Below are 17,016 nucleotides of genomic sequence, written 5' to 3'. Positions count from 1 at the left end.
CTACGCGTCTTTCGGTGCGTCCAGCAGGTCGCGCGACAGGATGCCGGCGAAGCTGGTCTCGGCCGGGCCGGTCATCAGCACATGGCCGTCGCTCTCGCGCCACTCGATCAGCAGGTCGCCGCCGTCCAGCACCACAAAGACGGTGCGGTCCGCCAGGCCGCGGCGGATGGCGGCGACGGCGCCGGCGCAGGCGCCGCTGCCGCAGGCCTGGGTGACGCCGACCCCGCGCTCCCACACCCGGTAGCGCAGCCGGTCGGGGCCCAGCACCTGGACCACGCCGATATTGGCGCGCTCGGGGAACAGCGGGTCGTGCTCCAGCACCGGGCCGACGCCGTCGATCTGCACCGCCTCGGCGTCGGGCACGAAGAAGATGGCGTGCGGGTTGCCCATCGACACGCCCACCGGGTCCGACAGCGCGCCGGACGACACCGGCAAATGCAGCGTGTCGGCCTCATGCGCCAGCGGGATGTCCTGCCAGCCCAGCCGGGCCGGGCCCATGTCGACGGTGACGCCGCCGGGTGCCGTGCGGCATTCCAGCAGGCCGGCGCGGGTCTCGACCGCCAGCGTCTCGGCGCCGGTGTCGGCCATGACCAGCGCGGCGACGCAGCGCGTGCCGTTGCCGCAGGCACCGGATTCGGTGCCGTCGGCGTTCAGGATGCGCATGAACACATCGGCGCCCGGCGTCTGCGTCGGCTCGATCACCAGCAGCTGGTCGAAGCCGACGCCGCGGTGCCGGTTGGCGATGCGGCGGGCCTGGTCGGGATGGATCGTGATCGGCCGCTCGCGCGCGTCCAGCACCACGAAGTCGTTGCCCAGCCCATGCATCTTCCAGAACGGCAGCCCGTCCATCGCCCACTCCCAAGTCTCTCCCCCTCCATATGGCATCATCGCGGCCATGGGTGCGAGGCCTAAGGCCTGCGTGATCGACAGGGCGGGGGCCGCCGGGTAGCATGGCGGCCGACGGTGCCCCGGGAGACCGGGGTGAAAAAGGGAAGCCGGTCACTCCCCAATTTGGGGTCATGCCGGCGCTGCCCCCGCAACTGTAGGCGGCGAGTCTGTACCCGAAGCCACCGGAGCCGGTCCGGGAAGGGGGTGCGAGGCGGCGACCCGCGAGCCAGGAGACCTGCCGTCGAAGGATTGCGTGTGACCGGGCGGGGTGTCCCCGGGCGGCGAGCCGGCGTCAGGGCGAGGTCCGCCCATGCCCCGGCCCCTCCCGAACCCCTTGGGAAGGTGGGAGAGGCTCTGTGATGTGCGACCTGAGCGTGCGGCCGCTGGTGGCCGCGGATGTGCCGATGCTGCTCGACATGCTGCGCGAGCTGGCGGCCCACACCGGCCAGTCCGCGGCGATCACGGCGCAGCGCGCCGATCTCGACGAGGCGCTGGCCGAGGTGCCGCCGCGCTTTCGCGGCCTGATCGCCGAGGATGGCAGCGGCGTGGTCGGCTATCTCAGCTACACCATCGACTATTCGATCTGGGCGGGCGGCGACTTCATCCGCGTCGACGACGTCTATGTCCGCGAGCGGGCGCGCAGCCAGGGCGTCGGCCGGCAGTTGATGCGGGCGCTGGCCGACAAGGGCGTGTCCCAGGACATGCGGGTGCGCTGGGAGATGGATCCCGTCAACCACGGCGCGCGCCGCTTCTACGACGCGATCGGCGCGGTGCCGCGGGACAAGACGATCTGGAACTGGTCGGTGGCGGCGATGGAGGCGTTCCTCGACCGCGTCGACCCGGTGCCGGTCGAGGGCGCCGTCCCTTCCGAGGCCGGCCGCGGCCTGCCGGGCGAGGACGGCTTCATCCTGGTGCTGCGCCGGGACGACGGGCAGCGGTAGGGAAGGGGTCGCTGGCCGCTTTGGTTGACTCCGGCGCGTCCCCCGCCTAAAAGACCCACCGTTGCGGGATTGGCCCGCAGCGAGACCCCAAGGGGTGCCGCCAGTTCGCGAGTGTCGCGCACTGGCGTTTTTCCGTTTGGGATCGCGGGATTCGTAAGGGCGATCATGTTCGAAGGACTGAGCGGCCGTCTCGGCGACATCTTCGACCGGCTTCGCAAGCGCGGCGCGCTGTCGGAGGCCGATGTCGGCGCCGCCCTGCGCGAGGTGCGCGTGGCGCTGCTCGAGGCCGACGTCGCCCTGCCGGTGGTCAAGGACTTCATCGACAAGGCGCGCGAGCGCGCGGTCGGTCATGAGGTGCTGCGGTCGGTCACGCCGGGCCAGCAGGTCATCAAGATCGTCCATGACTGCCTGATCGAGATGCTGGGCGGCACGCCCGGCGAGATGCCCGACATCAACGCCCCGACCCCGATCAACCTGATCGCCGTGCCGCCGGTGCCGGTGCTGATGGTCGGCCTGCAGGGCTCGGGCAAGACCACCACCACCGGCAAGCTGGCCCTGCGCCTGAAGGACCGCGACAACCGCAAGGTCCTGATGGCGTCGCTGGACACCCGGCGCCCGGCGGCGCAGGAGCAGCTGAAGATCCTCGGCGAGCAGATCGGCGTCACCACCCTGCCGATCGTGCCGGGGCAGGAGCCGCTGGCCATCGCCCGCCGCGCGCTGGAGCGCGGCCGCCTCGAAGGCTTCGACGTCGTCCTGCTCGACACTGCCGGCCGCCTCGCCATCGACGAGGAGCTGATGGCTGAGGTGGTCGCCATCCGCGACGCCACCAAGCCGACCGAGACCCTGCTGGTGGCCGACGCCATGACCGGACAGGACGCGGTCAACGTCGCCCGCACCTTCCATGAGCGGGTCGGCGTCACCGGCATCGTCCTGACCCGGGTCGACGGCGACAGCCGCGGCGGCGCCGCCCTGTCGATGCGCGCCGTCACCGGCCAGCCGATCAAGCTGATCGGCACGGGCGAGAAGATGGACGCGCTTGAGCTGTTCCATCCCGACCGCATCGCCAACCGCATCCTCGGCATGGGCGACGTCGTCAGCCTGGTCGAGCGGGCGTCGCAGACGATCGAGAAGGAAGACGCCGAGAAGCTCGCCGCTAAGATCCAGAAGGGCGAGTTCGATCTCGAGGACCTCGCCTCCCAGCTGCGCCAGATGCGCAAGATGGGCGGCTTGCAGGGCCTGATGGGCATGCTGCCCGGGGTCGGCAAGATCAAGGACCAGATGAAGACCGCCGGCCTGGACGACAAGATGATCAAGCGGCAGGAGGCGATCATCTCGTCGATGACGCCGGTCGAGCGCCGCAACCCCAAGATCATCCACGCCAAGCGCAAGATCCGCATCGCCGCCGGCTCCGGCAGCACGGTGCAGGATGTCAACAAGCTGCTGAAACAGCATCAGCAGATGGCGGACATGATGAAGCGGATGAAGAAGCTGGGGAAGGCCGGGATGATGCGCGGCATGCCCAAGCTGCCGCCAGGCATGCTGCCGCCCGGCTTCAAGATGTAGGGGCGGCCGCACTTCGTCCGGCCACCCCCGTGCAAAACGATAGATTGACCCTGAGGAGAGTACCGTAATGTCCGTCAAGATCCGCCTGACCCGTGGCGGCGCCAAGAAGCGCCCGTTCTACTCGATCGTCATCGCCGACACGCGCAGCCCGCGCGACGGCCGCTTCATCGAGAAGGTCGGCACCTACAACCCGATGCTCGAGAAGGATCATCCGGAGCGTCTGGTGCTGAAGGCCGAGCGCATCAAGCATTGGCTGTCGGTCGGCGCCCTGCCGACCGAGCGCGTCGCCAAGTTCCTCGGCCAGGCCGAGCTGGCGCCGATGCCGACCTGGCGCGAGACCCCGTCCAAGTCCGCCCCGAAGGCGAAGGCCCAGGAGCGCGCCAAGGCCGCTGCCGACGCCGCCGCTGCCGTTCCGGCCGAGGGCTGATCCGAGCGCCTTCTCCCCTTCGTTCTTTCATTGTCATTGCCCGGCTTGACCGGGCAATCCAGGGGCCACCAAAAGCAGCTCTTGCTGCCCCTGGATGCCACGGTCAAGCCGTGGCATGACAGGAGTGGAAGGGCGGGGGAGGACCGCAATCGGAGCCTCCGCGATGTCCCAACCTGCCAAGGTCTGCGTCGGCCAGATCACCGGGGCGCACGGCGTCCGCGGCATGGTGAAGGTCAAGCCCTTCACCGCCGCGCCGGATGACCTGACCGCCTACGGCCCGGTCTCGGACGAGGCCGGCTCGCGCCGCTTCGCGCTGCATCTGCTGTCCTGGGCCAAGGACCATTGGATCGCGCGCATCGACGGCGTGGCCGACCGCGACGCGGCCCATGCCTTGCGCGGCGTGCGGCTCTATGTCGACCGCGCCGCCCTGCCGGAGCCGGAGGAGGACGAGTTCTACCATGCCGACCTGATCGGCCTGACGATGGAACTCGCCGACGGGTCGCGCTTCGGCACGATCCGCGCCGTCTTCGACTTCGGCGCCGGGGAGTTCCTGGAGGTCGCGCGGGCCGAGGGCGGCACCATCATGGTGCCGTTCACCCTGGCGGTGGTGCCGGTGGTCGACATCGCCGGCCGCCGCGTGGTGATCGACCCGCCGGTCGGGCTGCTGGAACCGGCGGAGCCGCCGCCGGCAGGCGAACCCGGCCCGGACGACCAGGTCTGAGATGGCCTGGACCGCCCGCATCCTGACGCTGTTCCCGGAGATGTTTCCGGGGCCGCTCGGCCAGTCCCTGGCCGGAAAAGCGCTGGCGCGGGGCGACTGGGCGCTGGAATCGGTGGACATTCGCGGTTTCGCGCGCGATAAGCACCGCTCGGTCGACGACGCCCCCTTCGGGGGCGGCGCCGGCATGGTCATGCTTCCCCAGGTTCTCGACACCGCCATCCAGGCGGTGCGGCGGCCGGGGGAGCGGTTGATCTATCTGAGCCCCCGCGGCCGGCTGCTGGATCAGGCGCTGGTGCGGGAGTTGGCGGCGGAACAGGCGATCGTCCTGCTCTGCGGCCGCTACGAAGGGGTCGACCAGCGGCTTCTCGACGCGCAAGGCGCGGAGGAGGTCAGCCTGGGCGATTTCATCCTGTCCGGCGGCGAAGTCGCCGCGCTGGCCCTGATCGATGCCGTGGTGCGCTTGCTCCCCGGCGTCATGGGCAACGCGGACAGCGCCGGGGAGGAGAGTTTCGGGGACGAGTTCGGGGCGGGGCTCCTGGAGTATCCGCACTATACCCGGCCGGCCCTGTGGACAGGCGTTGACGGCGCACCGCGCGCGGTGCCGGAGATCCTGGTCTCCGGCGATCACGGCAAGGTGCGGCGCTGGCGCCTGGACCAGGCGGAAAGCATCACCCGGGAGCGACGCCCGGACCTCTGGCAGCGATACCTCGCCGCGCATCCCGAGAGGGAGCAGGGCGGCGGGAGCCACGTCCGAAAGCGCCCGGGCCGAGATCGCCAAGCGATTGGCGAAGCGACACCAATGAACAAGAAGGACTAGAGCCATGAACATCATCCAGACGATCGAGCAGGAGCAGATCGAGAAGCTCACCGCCGACCGCAAGGTCCCGGACTTCCAGCCCGGCGACACGGTCAAGGTCAACGTCAAGGTCATCGAAGGCACGCGCGAGCGCGTGCAGGCCTATGAGGGCGTTTGCATCGGCCGCAAGAACGCCGGCCTGAACAGCCACTTCACCGTGCGCAAGATCAGCTATGGCGAGGGCGTCGAGCGCGTCTTCCCGCTGTACAGCCCGCGCATCGACTCGATCGAGGTCGTGCGTCGCGGTGCCGTCCGCCGCGCCAAGCTCTATTACCTCCGTGACCGCCGCGGCAAGGCCGCCCGCATCACCGAGCGTCGCGACAACAAGCCCCAGGAGCAGGGCAAGGAAAAGGCGTAAGCCTCATCCTCGGCAAGGTTTCGAAGGGCCGGTGCATTGCATCGGCCCTTTTTCGTTGTCCGGTACCAGCCTAGATCGCCGGCTTCCCGGCCGCTTCCGCCGCCGCCACGATACCGTCGGCCAGCAGCCCGTGCAGGTCCTGGACGTAGCCGTCGTTCGACGGCGCCGCCGGGTTCGAGGTCATGACCACGGTCAGGCCCAGATCGGGCACGACATAGAGCATCTGGCCGCCGAAGCCCCAGGCGTAATAGACCGGATGGCCGCGCGCCGCGGTGATGAACCAGCCATAGCCATAGGCATGGCCGGTGTGGGGCGACCGGGTGCGGGGCGTCCACGAAGCCTGCACCCAGCCCTGCGGCAGCACCCGGCGGCCGCCGACCATGCCGTCATGCCGGTACAGCTCGCCCAGGCGCAGCAGGGCGCGGGGCGACAGCCGCATGTCGTTGCCGCCGACATAGATGCCCTGGGGGTCGCGCGGCCAGGCCGGGATGGCGATGCCCAGCGGGCCGCCCAGCCAGTCGCGCATCAGCGCCAGGGTGCTGCGGCCGGTGACCCGGGTCAGTGCCGCCGACAGCAGGTGGGTGTCGCCGGTCGAATACAGCATGCCCCCGCCGGGCTGGTCGACGAAGGGCTGGGCCAGGATGTAGCGCACCCAGTCCGCGCTTTGCGTCCAGCGGCTGTAGTTGGGACCGGAGGTGCGGTCCAGCCCGGCCCGCATCGACAGCAGATGGTCGATGGTGATCCGGCCCAGCAGCGGATCCGGCGTGGGCGGCAGGAAGCCGGCGAAGATCGGGGCGATCGGCTGGTCGACGCCGGTGAAGACGCGGTGCTCGATGGCGATCCCGACCAGCGCCGACATCATCGTCTTCGAAGCCGACTTGATGTTGACCGGCTGGTCCAGCCCCGGCCCGTGGAAGGCGCGCTCGACCACCGTCACCCCGTCATGGGCGATGATCAGCGCATGCAGCCGCGGCAGCGCCGCCGCCCGCTGCAGCACCGAGCCCAGCAGGGTGGGGTCGAGGCCGGGGCTGGCCTCCTTCGGCGTCGGCGCGGAGGCGGACTGGGCCGCGGCCGGGCCCGCCGCGGCCAGGGCCAAGCCGGCGGCGAGGGCGAGCAAAAGCGATCTGGGGGAGGGCGGCATCACGCCGATGTAAGGCGGGCGCGGCGTGGCGTAAAGGCTGCGCCTCGTCCGTAAGTCGCGTTTCCGACACAGCAGCCGCGGCCTAGGCTGGTCCGGTCGCAAAGGCGGAGGGCCGGGGGATGGTGCTGCGGTGGCTGCTGCTGATCGTCGTCCTGGCCGCCGGGCCGGCCGGGGCGCAGACGCCGGCGACCGTGGCGGTGTTCCCGTTCGAGCTGGCCGACACCAGCGGCGAGGCGGCGTCGCCCGATCACGGCGCGCGTATCGCACTGGCCACCGCGCAGTTGGCCCGCAAGCTGGAGCAGTCCGGCCGCTATCGTCCGGTCGACCTCGCGCCTCTCGCCGCCGAGGTCGCGGCGACCGCGCCGCGATACGGCTGCGGCGGCTGCTGGCTGGATGTGGCGCGGAAAAGCGGGGCGGAGCTGGCGGTGCTGCCCACGGTGCACAAGGTCTCCACCCTGATCTCGACGATGGATCTCCGGATTGCCGACCTGCGCAGTGGGCAGTACGTGGCCCATGTCCAGGGCCAGATTCGAGGCGACACAGACACGGCATGGCTGCGCGGCGTCGACTTCCTGGTCGACGAACGGCTGCTGCGGCAGAAGCCGTAGAAAAGGGGCCGGCACAAGGCCGGCCCCTGGGTCTCCGCAGCGATCGAGACTGCTGCTTACTTCGCCGGCTCGAAGGCCGTGCCGACGCGGCGGAACAGGGAGTAGTCGGATTTGATGCGGTCGCCCTTCGCGTCATAGGCGATGTCGCCGATCACGGTCTTGTAGCTGCTGCCGTCATGCATCGCGGCCGCAACCTTCGCGGGGTCGGTCGAGCCGGCCTTCTTCGCCGCCTCGGCCCAGACCTGGACCGCGGCGTAGGCGTAGAGGGTGTAGCCGGCCGGGTCGATGTTTTTGGCCTTCAGCGATGCGACCACGTCCTTGGCCGCCGGGTTGTTCTCCGGCAGCTGGTCGACGGTGAGCAGCACGCCCTCGCCGGCCGGGCCGACGATCGACCAGAAATCCTGGGCGTAGAGGCCGTCGCCGGAGATGAACTGCGCCTTCAGCCCCTGGTCGCGCATCTGCCGCAGCAGCAGCCCGGCCTCGTTGTACAGGCCGCCGTAATAGACGACGTCGATATTGCCGGCCTTCAGCTTCGAGATGGTCGCGGAGTAGTCGAGCTCGCCCGGCGTGATTGTCTCATAGGCCGCTTCCTTGACCCCGGCGGCGTTGACCGCCGCCTTGGTGGCGTCGGCCAGGCCCTTGCCGTAGGTGGTCGCATCCTGGACGAAGGCGATCTTCTTGTCCTTGAAGTGCGCGGCGATGTAGGCGCCGGCCACGTTGCCCTGCTGGTCGTCGCGGACGACGGTGCGGAACACCGTCTTGTAGCCCTTCTCGGTCAGGTCCACGGCGGTGGCCGACGGCGTGATCATGATCACGCCTTCCTCGTCATAGACCGCGGCGGCGGCGACGGTCGAACCCGACAGCGTGTGGCCGATCACGGCCGCCACCTTGTCGTTGACCATCTGGTTGGCCACCTGCACCGCCTGGCGCGGGTCGCCGGCATCGTCGCCGAACACCACCTTGATCTTCTCGCCGTTGACCCCGCCGGCGGCGTTGATCGCCTCGACCGCGGCTTCGACGCCACGGCGCTCCTGCAGGCCATAGGGCGCATTGCCGCCGCTCAGCACGAAGCCGGCGCCGATGGTCACATCGGCCCAGGCGGCCGAGCCGCCAAGGATCGTGGCCAGCGCCAGAATCGAGGCGAACGTCCCGCTGCGGACTCTGCTCATGCGAATCTCCCCACTTCGATATCGGCGGGCCGGATGCCCGCGCTTTGGGCAGAAGGTAAAGCGATTGCGGGTCCGGCGTGAATCACTTTGTTACAAAGCCGGATTTTCGCCCCGTTCCGCTTCGTTTCCCATCCGCCGGCGGGGCGGCGGGGCCAAAAAATATCCCGGATCGGCCCTGGTGGGCCGTCCGGGATGATCAGCGGGATCCGGGCCGAATCGGTGGGTCAGACCGTCTCGGTCACCTTGCTCAGGTTGCGCGGCGCGTCGGGCGACAGGCCGCGGGCCACCGACAGGCTGGCGACGAAGGGATAGAACGCGCCGATCGCCAGGATCGGGTCCAGCGCCGGGTGCAGCGGCGGCGGCAGCGGCAGGGTGGCGCCCTCGACCCCCGGCGCGCCGGCCAGCAGCACGTTGGCGCCGAGGCCGCGGAACTCCGCCGCCATCTTCAGCACGCTGTCCCGCCCGCCGTCGTTGGGGGCATAGGCCAGCACGGGGTAGCCGGCTTCGACCAGCGCCTTCGGTCCGTGCATGATCTCGGCCGCGCTCATCGCCTCGGCCTGCAGGATGCAGGTCTCCTTGAACTTCAGCGCGCTCTCCTGGGCGACGCCCAGGTTCAGGCCGCGCCCCGCCACCATCATCCGGTCGGCCTTGACCAGGGTCTCGACCGCAGCCGACCAGTCGCAGCGCGTCGCCGCTTCCAGCGCCTCGGGCAGCCGCTGCAGCGCGGCCTTCAACTCGGCATCCTCGGCCCATTCGGCGACCAGCCGCGCGGCCGCCACCAGGCTGGCGATGTAGGATTTGGTTGCGGCCACCGCCCGTTCATGCCCGGCATGCTGGTCCAGCACGATCTCGGCGGCCTGGGCCGCCGGGCTGTCGGTCGAATTCAGGATCGCGATGGTCAGCGCCCCGCGCTCGCGGGCGCGGCGCAGCGGCGTCACCAGATCGGGGCTGCGGCCGGACTGCGACACGGCGATGGCAACGCTGCCCTTCAGGTCCAGGTCGCTGTGCCCCAGCGTCTCGAGCGAGGGCGGCAGCGAGGCGGTGACGACGCCGAGCCGGCTGCCGAGCAGGTAGGCGGCATAGGTGGCGGCGTGGTCGGAGCTGCCACGTGCGATGGTGACGCCGAAGCGCGGCCGGGTGGCGCGCAGCCGGACGGCCAGGTCGCGATAGAGGTCGCCGTCGGCCGCGAGCAGCTCGGCGATGCGGGCGGGCGCCTCGCGCGCCTCCTCAAGCATGATCGAGGTCAATGGACTCTCCTTCGACATGGACGCTGCGGATCTTCAGATCGGCGTCGAGAACAACGATGTCCGCCCAGGCGCCGGGCGTCAGGCGGCCGCGGTCGGCCAGGCCGAGATAGTCTGCGGCCAGCGTGGCGGTGCGGCGCGACGCCTCCTCCGGCGCCAGGCCGATCGAGACCAGGTTGGCGAAGGCCTGGTCCATGGTCAGGCAGCTGCCGGCCAGGGTGCCGTCGTCCAGCCGCACGCCGTTGCCGCATTTGCGCACGGTGTAGCGGCCCAGCCGGTAGTCGCCGTCCGGCATGCCGGAGGCGGCGGTGGCGTCAGTGACGGCGTACAGCGACGGGATCGCCCGCAGCGCGGCCCGGATCGCGCCGGGATGGACATGCAGCAGGTCGGGGATCAGCTCGGCATGCTCGGCATGGGCCAAGGCGGCGCCGACGATGCCTGGCGCCCGGTGGTGCAGCCCGGTCATGGCGTTGAACATGTGGGTGACGCCGTCGACGCCGCGGGCGAAGGCCTCGGCCGCGGTCTCGTAGTCGCAGGAGGAATGGCCCAGCTGCACCCGGATGTCGCGCGCCGCCAGGAAGGCCTGCAGGCTGCCGTCGGGGTCGGCCTCCGGCGCCCAGGTGATGACCCGGATGTCGGCGCGGTCGCAGAACTGGGCCATCAGGGCGAGGTCGGCCGGGATGGCATAGGGCGGCTGGGCGCCCAGCCGGTCGGGGCTGATGAAGGGGCCTTCCAGATGCACGCCCAGCACCCGCGCCTCGTTCGGGCGTCGGCCGGCGACGACCCGGCTGGCGCCGTCCAGCGCCGGCCCGATCTCCTCGACCGGGGAGGTCATGGTGGTGGCCAGCAGCGCAGTGGTGCCGTGCCGGGCATGGGTGCGGGCCAGGGTGCGGACCGACTCCTCGCCCTCCATCGCGTCGCCGCCGCCGCCGCCATGGCAGTGCAGGTCGATGAAGCCCGGGATCACCAGCGGGCCTTCGAGCCCCGGAACCGGCTCGACGCTGCGGATATGGGTGTCGAAATGCAGCCGGCCGGCGACCCAGCCGTCGGGCGTCAGGATGCGGCCTTCCAGGATCTTGCTCATGCGTCGCTCCAGGCTTCGCCGGGGGCCAGGGACCGGGCCAGCAGCACCGCGCCGTCGCGGGCGTCGCCCTGCGGCGGGCGCAGCCGGGCCGTGATCGCCGGGTCCATGTAGGGGCGCAGCGGTGCCGCCAGACTGCCGCCGGCGCAGAAGGGCAGGACGCCGTCGGGGTCCAGGGCGCGGGCCAGCCGGTCGACCTCGCGCCCCGCGGCCCGCATCAGCCGGACCGCGGCGGGGTCGCCCTGCTCGGCCAGCCGCACCACGATCGGCGCCAGGGTGGCGTATTTGGTCGAGGGCGCCTGGTAGGTCCAGGACAGCAGCTCGGGGGCGGTGGCGCCGCAGGTCTCGTACATCGCCCGGTGCAGGGCCGAGCCACCTGACGGCTCGACATTACGACCATCCAGCAGCTGCAGCGCCTCGCCCAGTGCCTTGAGGCCGAGCCAGGCGCCGCTGCCCTCGTCGCCGACCGGGAAGCCCCAGCCGCCGACCTGGCGGGTGCCGCCATCGGCGAACAGGGCGCTGCCGACCGTGCCGGTGCCCAGCGCGATCGCGGCGCCGGGCCGGCCGGCATGGGCGCCCAGCGTCGTGGCATGGGCGTCGGAGCACAGGCGCAGCCTGGCGAAACCGGGGGCCTTGGCGCGGAAATCGGCGCGCTTCTCCGGCCGGCCGGTGCCGGCCAGTCCGCAGGCGACGGTGGTGTCGGGGTGATCCGCCTCGGCGATGCCGGCGGCGGCCAGCGCGATCCGGATCTGCGCCCAGGCGGCGTCGACGCCCAGCGTCAGGCTCGACGGGCCGGCCGTGCCCTCGCCGAGGATGCGGCCGTCCGGATCGACGGCGCGAAGCCTGGTGCCGGTCGCGCCGCCGTCGACGCCGATATGGATGCGTGTCGCCATGCCCTGGTCCCGGTGATGGTGGCGCGGGACGCTAGCAAGCCGTGCCGGCCGCGTCAGCCCGCTCGTGTCTCGCGCCGACTGGTCTATACCACCTCTCCGGCGGCCCGGCCATCGCGAATGGCGGTTTCCCGCCCGGGGATTCCGGGATTATTGTTCCAGGAGTTGGAACATTTGGAACGGGGTCGCTGCGCATGGCGGGGATGGATGCGGACATGGTCGAGGCGGCGCCGGACAGTTTCGAGGCGCTGCGGGCGGCGATCGCGGCCCGTTATCCCGGTCTCAGCAAGCGGCTCAAGACCATCGCCGAATTCGCCCTGGCCCATCCCGACGTGATCGCGCTGGAGACGGTGGCGGTGATCGCCGCCCGGGCCGACGTCCAGCCTTCGGCCCTGGTGCGCTTCGCCCAGGCGCTGGGCTTCGATGGCTTCTCCGAGATGCAGCGGCTGTTCCGGGCCCAGCTGGTCGAACGGATGCCCAGCTACGACGTCCGCATCCGCACCCTCGACGCCCGCTTCGGCGAGGCGGAGACGGAATCTGGTCCGCTCAACGCCTTCATCGACACATCGATCGGCGCGCTGGAGCGGCTGCGCGGCGATGTCGACCCGGTGATGTTCGCCCGGGCGGTCGACATCCTGGCCCAGGCGGACTGCATCCACCTGGTGGCGCAGCGCCGGTCCTTCCCGATCGCGGTCTACATGTCCTACCTGCTGGCCCAGCTCGATCGGCCGGTCCACCTGCTCGACAATTTCGGCGGCATGCTGGCGGAGCAGGCGCGGGCGATCCGCCCCGGCGACGCGCTGTTCGTCGTCACCTTCCGCAGCTATGCCCCCGATGTGCAGGAGGTGGCGCGCCGGGCCCGGGCCGCCGGCGTGCCGATCGTCGCCATCACCGACAGCGACCTCAGCCCGGTCTACCCGATCGCCGATGCCTGCTTCGTGGTGCATGAAGGCGAGATCGACTCCTTCCGCTCGCTGTCGGCCACTCCCTGCTTGGCCCTGACCCTGGCCGTCGCCCTCGGCCGCCGGCACGAGACGCATGAGGGCTGAGACGGCCGGGCCCTCCGTCCTTCGGGTAGTCCTCCTCGCCTTGTGGCCGCCTTGATCAACAATCGTGTCGTGCCGGATGCTTGATCGACCAGCCACGTATGTCGACGCGCATGGCTGCGGGGCGGGGCCACGTCGCCTGCAGAAGAGGGTCGACGCGATGCCGGTCGTCCGCAGCGACGGCGCCGGACGCCATGGAGGCCCGCTTGCGGACACTGCAGAAGGCGATGGAGCCGCGGCAGAACAACTTCCATCTGTGCCGCATGATCGGTGCGCTGTTCATCATTTTCGTCCATTCGATCGAGATCAGCGGTCTGAAACCCTATTATCAACAGTACGATCCTGCATTCGTGGCGACACTGATCCTGATGGGCAAGAACGCGCTGAGGCTGTTCTTCCTGTTCAGCGGCATCATGGTGGCGATGAGCCTGGAGAAGCGAGCCTCGCTCAGCGCTTACGCCGCGGCCCGGGCAATGCGGATTTTCCCGCCGCTGCTGCTGTTCTCCGCCATCATGGTCTTCGTGATCGGGCCGCTTATGACCAACCTGCCGGTCCTTGGCTATTTCAGCCGGCTGGACACGTGGCTCTTCTTGCCGAAGGCCGCGAGCGGGCTGTTCGTGCCCGACCTGCCTGGCGTGTTCGAGACCGCTCCGTACCCGATCCTGGTCAATCCGTCGTTGTGGACGCTGCTCTACGAGATCCTCTGCTATATTGTGCTGGCGCTGCTGTGGGCTGCCGGATGGCTGCACCCGCGGCGCCTGCCGCTGACATTGACCGCCGTTGCCGGTCTCTATCTCACCGTCACCTTCGGCACGAACGCGCGCCTGATCGTCCCCGTCGACGCCATGGCCGGCTTCGGTATCAGCTTCATGATCGGCGTCGCGCTCTATCACTACCGCCGCTGGATTCCGCTATCCCTCTGGCTGGTCACAGTGTTCGGCGGCCTGACCGTGCTGGTGCGGGGCACGGCGTGGGCGGAGCTGACCTCGATCCTGGCCTGCGCCATGGGCGCGCTTTGGCTCGCACTGGTTCCGAAAGGCCGGATTCTTGGCTATGGGCGGGTCGGCGAGCTGTCCTATGCCACCTATATCTGGCACTGGCCACTCGGCCAGATCCTGGCCAGCCTGTGGCCCGGGCTGCTGTGGCCGCAGCTCTTCCCACTGATGGTGCTTGTCACTCTGCCGGTGGCCTACCTGTCCTGGATGGCGGTGGAACTGCCGGCGTTGCGCCGCGTCTCGGCGGCCGCGGTTGTGATCCGCCGGATTGCCGAGACGCTGCGGCTGGTGTCGCCGCGTCTGCCGGCGGCGACGGATTTGGCGATCTCGCCGGGCGGCAACCCTCCCTAGCGGCCGCCGTGGCGTCCCCGCGCCTTTCCCCTGCCATGCGCGAAACGCCCGGGACGGATGCCTTACCTTTCGGTAACCATGGCGGACACCAACGAACAGCCGGAGGACGCCGCCCGTGATCCCCAATTCCACCGCCGCGCGCGACGTCGCCTATCTCTTGCATCCCTACACCAATCTCAGCGCCCATCGCGAGAGCGGGCCGCTGGTGATCAGCCGCGGCAAGGGCATCCACGTCTATGACGAGGAGGGGCGCGAATACATCGAAGGCTTGGCCGGGCTGTGGTGCGCCGGGCTCGGCTTCGACCAGGAGCGGCTGGTCGAGGCGGCGTCGCGGCAGATGCGGCAGTTGCCCTTCTACCACGCCTTCGGCGGCAAGGTGCCGGACGTGCTGGTCGACCTGGCCGAGGCGCTGATGGCGATCGCGCCGAAGCCGCTGGAACGTGCCCTGTTCGTCAATTCCGGATCCGAGGCCAATGACCTCGCGGTCAAGATCGCCTGGTACGTCAACAACGCGCTGGGCCGGCCGGAGAAGAAGAAGATCATCGCCCGGCGCAAGGCCTATCACGGCGTCACCGTGATGTCGGGCAGCCTGACCGGCCTGGCCTATGCCCAGGATGGCTTCGACCTGCCGGTCAGCCGCGTGGTGCATGTCGACACCCCGCATCATTACCACGGCGCCGAACCCGGCGAGAGCGAGGAGGATTACGCCACCCGCCTCGCCGAACAGCTGGAGGCCACGATCCAGGCCGAGGGGCCGGAGACGGTGGCCGCCTTCATCGCCGAGCCGGTGATGGGCGCGGGCGGCGTGATCGTGCCGCCGCGGACCTATTTCGAGAAGGTGCAGGCGGTGCTGCGCCGCCACGACGTGCTGTTCATCGCCGACGAGGTGATCTGCGGCTTCGGCCGCACCGGCAACTGGTTCGGCTGCGACACCTTCGGCATCCGCCCTGACATCATGACCGTGGCCAAGCAGCTGTCGGCCGGGTTCCTGCCGATCGCGGCGACGCTGGTCTCGGGCCCGGTCTATGAGGCGTTGGTGGCCGGCAGCGACAAGCACGGCATGTTCGGCCACGGCAACACCTATGGCGGCCATCCGGTCGCGGCGGCGGTGGCGCTGGAGACCTTGAAGATCTACCACGAGATGGACATCGTCGGCCGGGTCCGGCGCGTCGGCACGGCGCTGCAGGAGGGGCTGCGCCGCTACATCGATCATCCGCTGGTCGGCGAGGTGCGCGGCCTGGGCCTGATCGCCGGGGTCGAGCTGGTGGCCGACAAGGCCTCCCGGACCAATTTCGACAAGGCCCGCGGCATCGGCGCCGGACTGGTCCGTCGGGCCCAGGCGCACGGCCTGCTGACCCGGGCCATGCCGGGCGACCTTATCGGCTTCTGTCCGCCGATGATCATCGACGAGGCCGGGGTGGCGGAGATGCTGCGCCGCTTCGACGTGGCGCTGGAGGAAAGCTGGTCGGCGCTGCGCGAGGCGGCATGACCGACAGGCAAGCCCTGCCGCCAGACTTGCCGCCGATCGAGGCGTTGGTCGACCTCGCCCGCCGCGCCGGGCAGGTGGTGCTCGAGATCTACAACGGTTTCGACGGCGCCAGCATCCGCAAGCAGGACGGCAGCCCGGTCACCGCCGCCGACCATGCGGCGGAGGCGCTGATCGTGCCGGAGCTGCGGGCCCTGATGCCGGGCGTGCCTGTGGTGGCCGAGGAGCAATGCGCCGCCCAGGGCGTCCCGCCCACGGCCAAGTGCTTCTGGCTGGTCGACCCGGTCGACGGCACCAAGGAATTCCTGCGCCGCAACGGCGAGTTCACGGTCAACATCGCGCTGGTCGTGGACGGTGTGCCGGTGCTCGGCGTGGTCGAGGCGCCGGCCTTCGACCGGCGCTTCTGGGCGGCCGGCGGCGAGGCGTGGCAGCAACAGGGCGATGCGGCGCCGCAACGGATCGCCGTCCGTCCCCCGCCGGAGGGTGGGATGGTGGTGCTGACCAGCCGGTCGCACCGGGACGACCCCCGGCTGGACGCGGCGCTGGCCGACCGCCATGTCGCCGAGCGACGGGTGCTCGGCAGTTCCTTGAAGATCGTGCTGATCGCGGCGGGGGAGGCGGATCTCTATCTCCGCTTCGGCCCGACCATGGAATGGGACACCGCGGCGGCCGATGCCGTGCTGCACGCCGCCGGCGGCCGGATCGACGATCCCCTGACCGGGCATCCGCTGGCCTATGCCAAGCCCGGCTTCGCCAATGCCGGCTTCATCGCCCGAGGGGCCGCGGCGGCCTGAGAGCGCGCGCCTTGCGGGTTACTCCCGCACAGGCAAGACCTTGCCGAACCTCACCGTTCCTGTCATCCCCGCGGAAGTGGGGATGTGGACTCACATTTGAAGTGCAACAGTGAGGAGAAGACCTCGGCAGGTGTGCGGAAGTCCAGGCATTGCCGAGGGGTGTGGTTGTAGCGTCTGGCGATGCGGATGAGATCGAGGGGCTGGAGGMCGGAGAGATCGGTTCGCCTTGGCAGGTCTCGTCGCAGTCGTCCGATGGCGTTTTCGATGCCGCCTTTCTGCCAGGGTGCGTGCGGATCGCAGAAGAAGGTCTGGATGTCGAGCAGGTCGCGCAGGCGATGGTGAAGGGCGAATTCGGTGCCGTTGTCGAAGGTGATGGTCAGTCGCAGCGCGAGCGGCAGGTCGACCAGCAAGGCGTGGAGGGTATCGGCCAGAGGGCTTGCGGCTTTGCTGGGCTGTC

The 17,016-nt window shown here is 70.1% G+C and carries 18 protein-coding genes and 1 riboswitch; of the genes, 11 read left to right on the top strand and 7 right to left on the bottom strand.

Annotated features, from left to right (window positions below):
• A complete protein-coding gene (gene dapF / locus AB4112_RS30760; protein ID WP_441725257.1) occupies window positions 1–849 on the bottom strand; it encodes a diaminopimelate epimerase in 849 nt (282 codons plus the stop codon).
• Window positions 850–944: 95 nt separating this feature from the next.
• Window positions 945–1,145: riboswitch (cobalamin riboswitch) on the top strand.
• A 102-nt stretch (window positions 1,146–1,247) separates the two neighbouring features.
• Here dapF and AB4112_RS30755 point away from each other — a divergent pair.
• From AB4112_RS30755 to rplS, 6 genes are all read left to right on the top strand, one after another.
• Entirely contained in the window at window positions 1,248–1,829 is a 582-nt protein-coding gene (locus AB4112_RS30755) for a GNAT family N-acetyltransferase (protein ID WP_309801638.1), read from the top strand.
• 165 nt (window positions 1,830–1,994) lie between these two features.
• Window positions 1,995–3,392 carry a signal recognition particle protein gene (gene ffh, locus AB4112_RS30750; protein ID WP_309801635.1) on the top strand — a complete coding sequence of 466 codons (1,398 nt, stop codon included), beginning with the start codon at window positions 1,995–1,997 and terminating at the stop codon, window positions 3,390–3,392.
• A 67-nt stretch (window positions 3,393–3,459) separates the two neighbouring features.
• Complete coding sequence (rpsP, locus tag AB4112_RS30745; RefSeq protein WP_309801633.1) at window positions 3,460–3,819, top strand: 30S ribosomal protein S16; 360 nt, start codon at window positions 3,460–3,462, stop codon at window positions 3,817–3,819.
• A 163-nt stretch (window positions 3,820–3,982) separates the two neighbouring features.
• Window positions 3,983–4,540 (top strand): ribosome maturation factor RimM, encoded by a 558-nt coding sequence (gene rimM, locus AB4112_RS30740; protein ID WP_309801632.1) that lies wholly within the window; start codon window positions 3,983–3,985, stop codon window positions 4,538–4,540.
• Between the two features lies 1 nt (window position 4,541).
• Window positions 4,542–5,357, top strand: a complete 816-nt coding sequence (gene trmD / locus AB4112_RS30735) for a tRNA (guanosine(37)-N1)-methyltransferase TrmD (RefSeq protein ID WP_309801631.1) — start codon at window positions 4,542–4,544, stop codon at window positions 5,355–5,357.
• 4 nt (window positions 5,358–5,361) lie between these two features.
• Window positions 5,362–5,754, top strand: a complete 393-nt coding sequence (gene rplS / locus AB4112_RS30730; RefSeq protein WP_309801630.1) for a 50S ribosomal protein L19 — start codon at window positions 5,362–5,364, stop codon at window positions 5,752–5,754.
• Between the two features lie 70 nt (window positions 5,755–5,824).
• Here the strand turns inward: rplS and AB4112_RS30725 are convergent, their stop codons facing one another.
• Entirely contained in the window at window positions 5,825–6,871 is a 1,047-nt protein-coding gene (locus AB4112_RS30725; protein ID WP_441725250.1) for a serine hydrolase domain-containing protein, read from the bottom strand.
• Window positions 6,872–7,014: 143 nt separating this feature from the next.
• On the opposite strand from AB4112_RS30725, the gene AB4112_RS30720 reads away from it, so the two are divergent.
• Complete coding sequence (locus tag AB4112_RS30720; RefSeq protein WP_309801628.1) at window positions 7,015–7,503, top strand: DUF3280 domain-containing protein; 489 nt, start codon at window positions 7,015–7,017, stop codon at window positions 7,501–7,503.
• Window positions 7,504–7,559: 56 nt separating this feature from the next.
• On the opposite strand, the gene AB4112_RS30715 is transcribed toward AB4112_RS30720, so the two are convergent.
• From AB4112_RS30715 to AB4112_RS30700, 4 genes are all read right to left on the bottom strand, one after another.
• The gene (locus AB4112_RS30715; RefSeq protein ID WP_441725247.1) at window positions 7,560–8,672 is read right to left on the bottom strand and encodes a branched-chain amino acid ABC transporter substrate-binding protein; all 1,113 of its coding nucleotides are present in this window, start codon (window positions 8,670–8,672) and stop codon (window positions 7,560–7,562) included.
• 224 nt (window positions 8,673–8,896) lie between these two features.
• Window positions 8,897–9,919: an SIS domain-containing protein gene (locus AB4112_RS30710; RefSeq protein ID WP_309801626.1), complete on the bottom strand. Its 1,023-nt coding sequence runs from the start codon at window positions 9,917–9,919 to the stop codon at window positions 8,897–8,899.
• Window positions 9,900–11,000 (bottom strand): N-acetylglucosamine-6-phosphate deacetylase, encoded by a 1,101-nt coding sequence (gene nagA, locus AB4112_RS30705; RefSeq protein ID WP_309801625.1) that lies wholly within the window; start codon window positions 10,998–11,000, stop codon window positions 9,900–9,902. The genes AB4112_RS30710 and nagA overlap by 20 nt, the downstream gene beginning before the upstream one ends.
• Complete coding sequence (locus tag AB4112_RS30700; RefSeq protein WP_309801624.1) at window positions 10,997–11,890, bottom strand: BadF/BadG/BcrA/BcrD ATPase family protein; 894 nt, start codon at window positions 11,888–11,890, stop codon at window positions 10,997–10,999. Before AB4112_RS30700 ends, nagA begins: the two co-directional genes overlap by 4 nt.
• Before the next feature lie 200 nt (window positions 11,891–12,090).
• Here AB4112_RS30700 and AB4112_RS30695 point away from each other — a divergent pair, with 200 nt between their 5' ends.
• From AB4112_RS30695 to cysQ, 4 genes are all read left to right on the top strand, one after another.
• Entirely contained in the window at window positions 12,091–12,936 is an 846-nt protein-coding gene (locus tag AB4112_RS30695) for a MurR/RpiR family transcriptional regulator (RefSeq protein ID WP_441725242.1), read from the top strand.
• A 203-nt stretch (window positions 12,937–13,139) separates the two neighbouring features.
• Window positions 13,140–14,279, top strand: coding sequence for an acyltransferase family protein (locus tag AB4112_RS30690; protein WP_309801622.1), 1,140 nt, complete (start codon window positions 13,140–13,142; stop codon window positions 14,277–14,279).
• Window positions 14,280–14,394: 115 nt separating this feature from the next.
• Window positions 14,395–15,768 (top strand): aspartate aminotransferase family protein, encoded by a 1,374-nt coding sequence (locus AB4112_RS30685; protein ID WP_441725239.1) that lies wholly within the window; start codon window positions 14,395–14,397, stop codon window positions 15,766–15,768.
• Entirely contained in the window at window positions 15,765–16,559 is a 795-nt protein-coding gene (cysQ, locus tag AB4112_RS30680; RefSeq protein ID WP_309801619.1) for a 3'(2'),5'-bisphosphate nucleotidase CysQ, read from the top strand. The genes AB4112_RS30685 and cysQ overlap by 4 nt, the downstream gene beginning before the upstream one ends.
• 62 nt (window positions 16,560–16,621) lie before the next feature.
• Here the strand turns inward: cysQ and AB4112_RS30675 are convergent.
• On the bottom strand, window positions 16,622–17,016 hold a 395-nt coding region (locus tag AB4112_RS30675; protein WP_441725236.1), incomplete at its 5' end, for an IS30 family transposase.

Source organism: Inquilinus sp. 2KB_23 (assembly GCF_052115705.1).
GTDB lineage: Bacteria > Pseudomonadota > Alphaproteobacteria > DSM-16000 > Inquilinaceae > Inquilinus > Inquilinus ginsengisoli_A.
The sequence above is the reverse complement of the archived record's forward strand: the minus strand, read 5'-3'. Positions and strand labels throughout refer to the sequence as shown.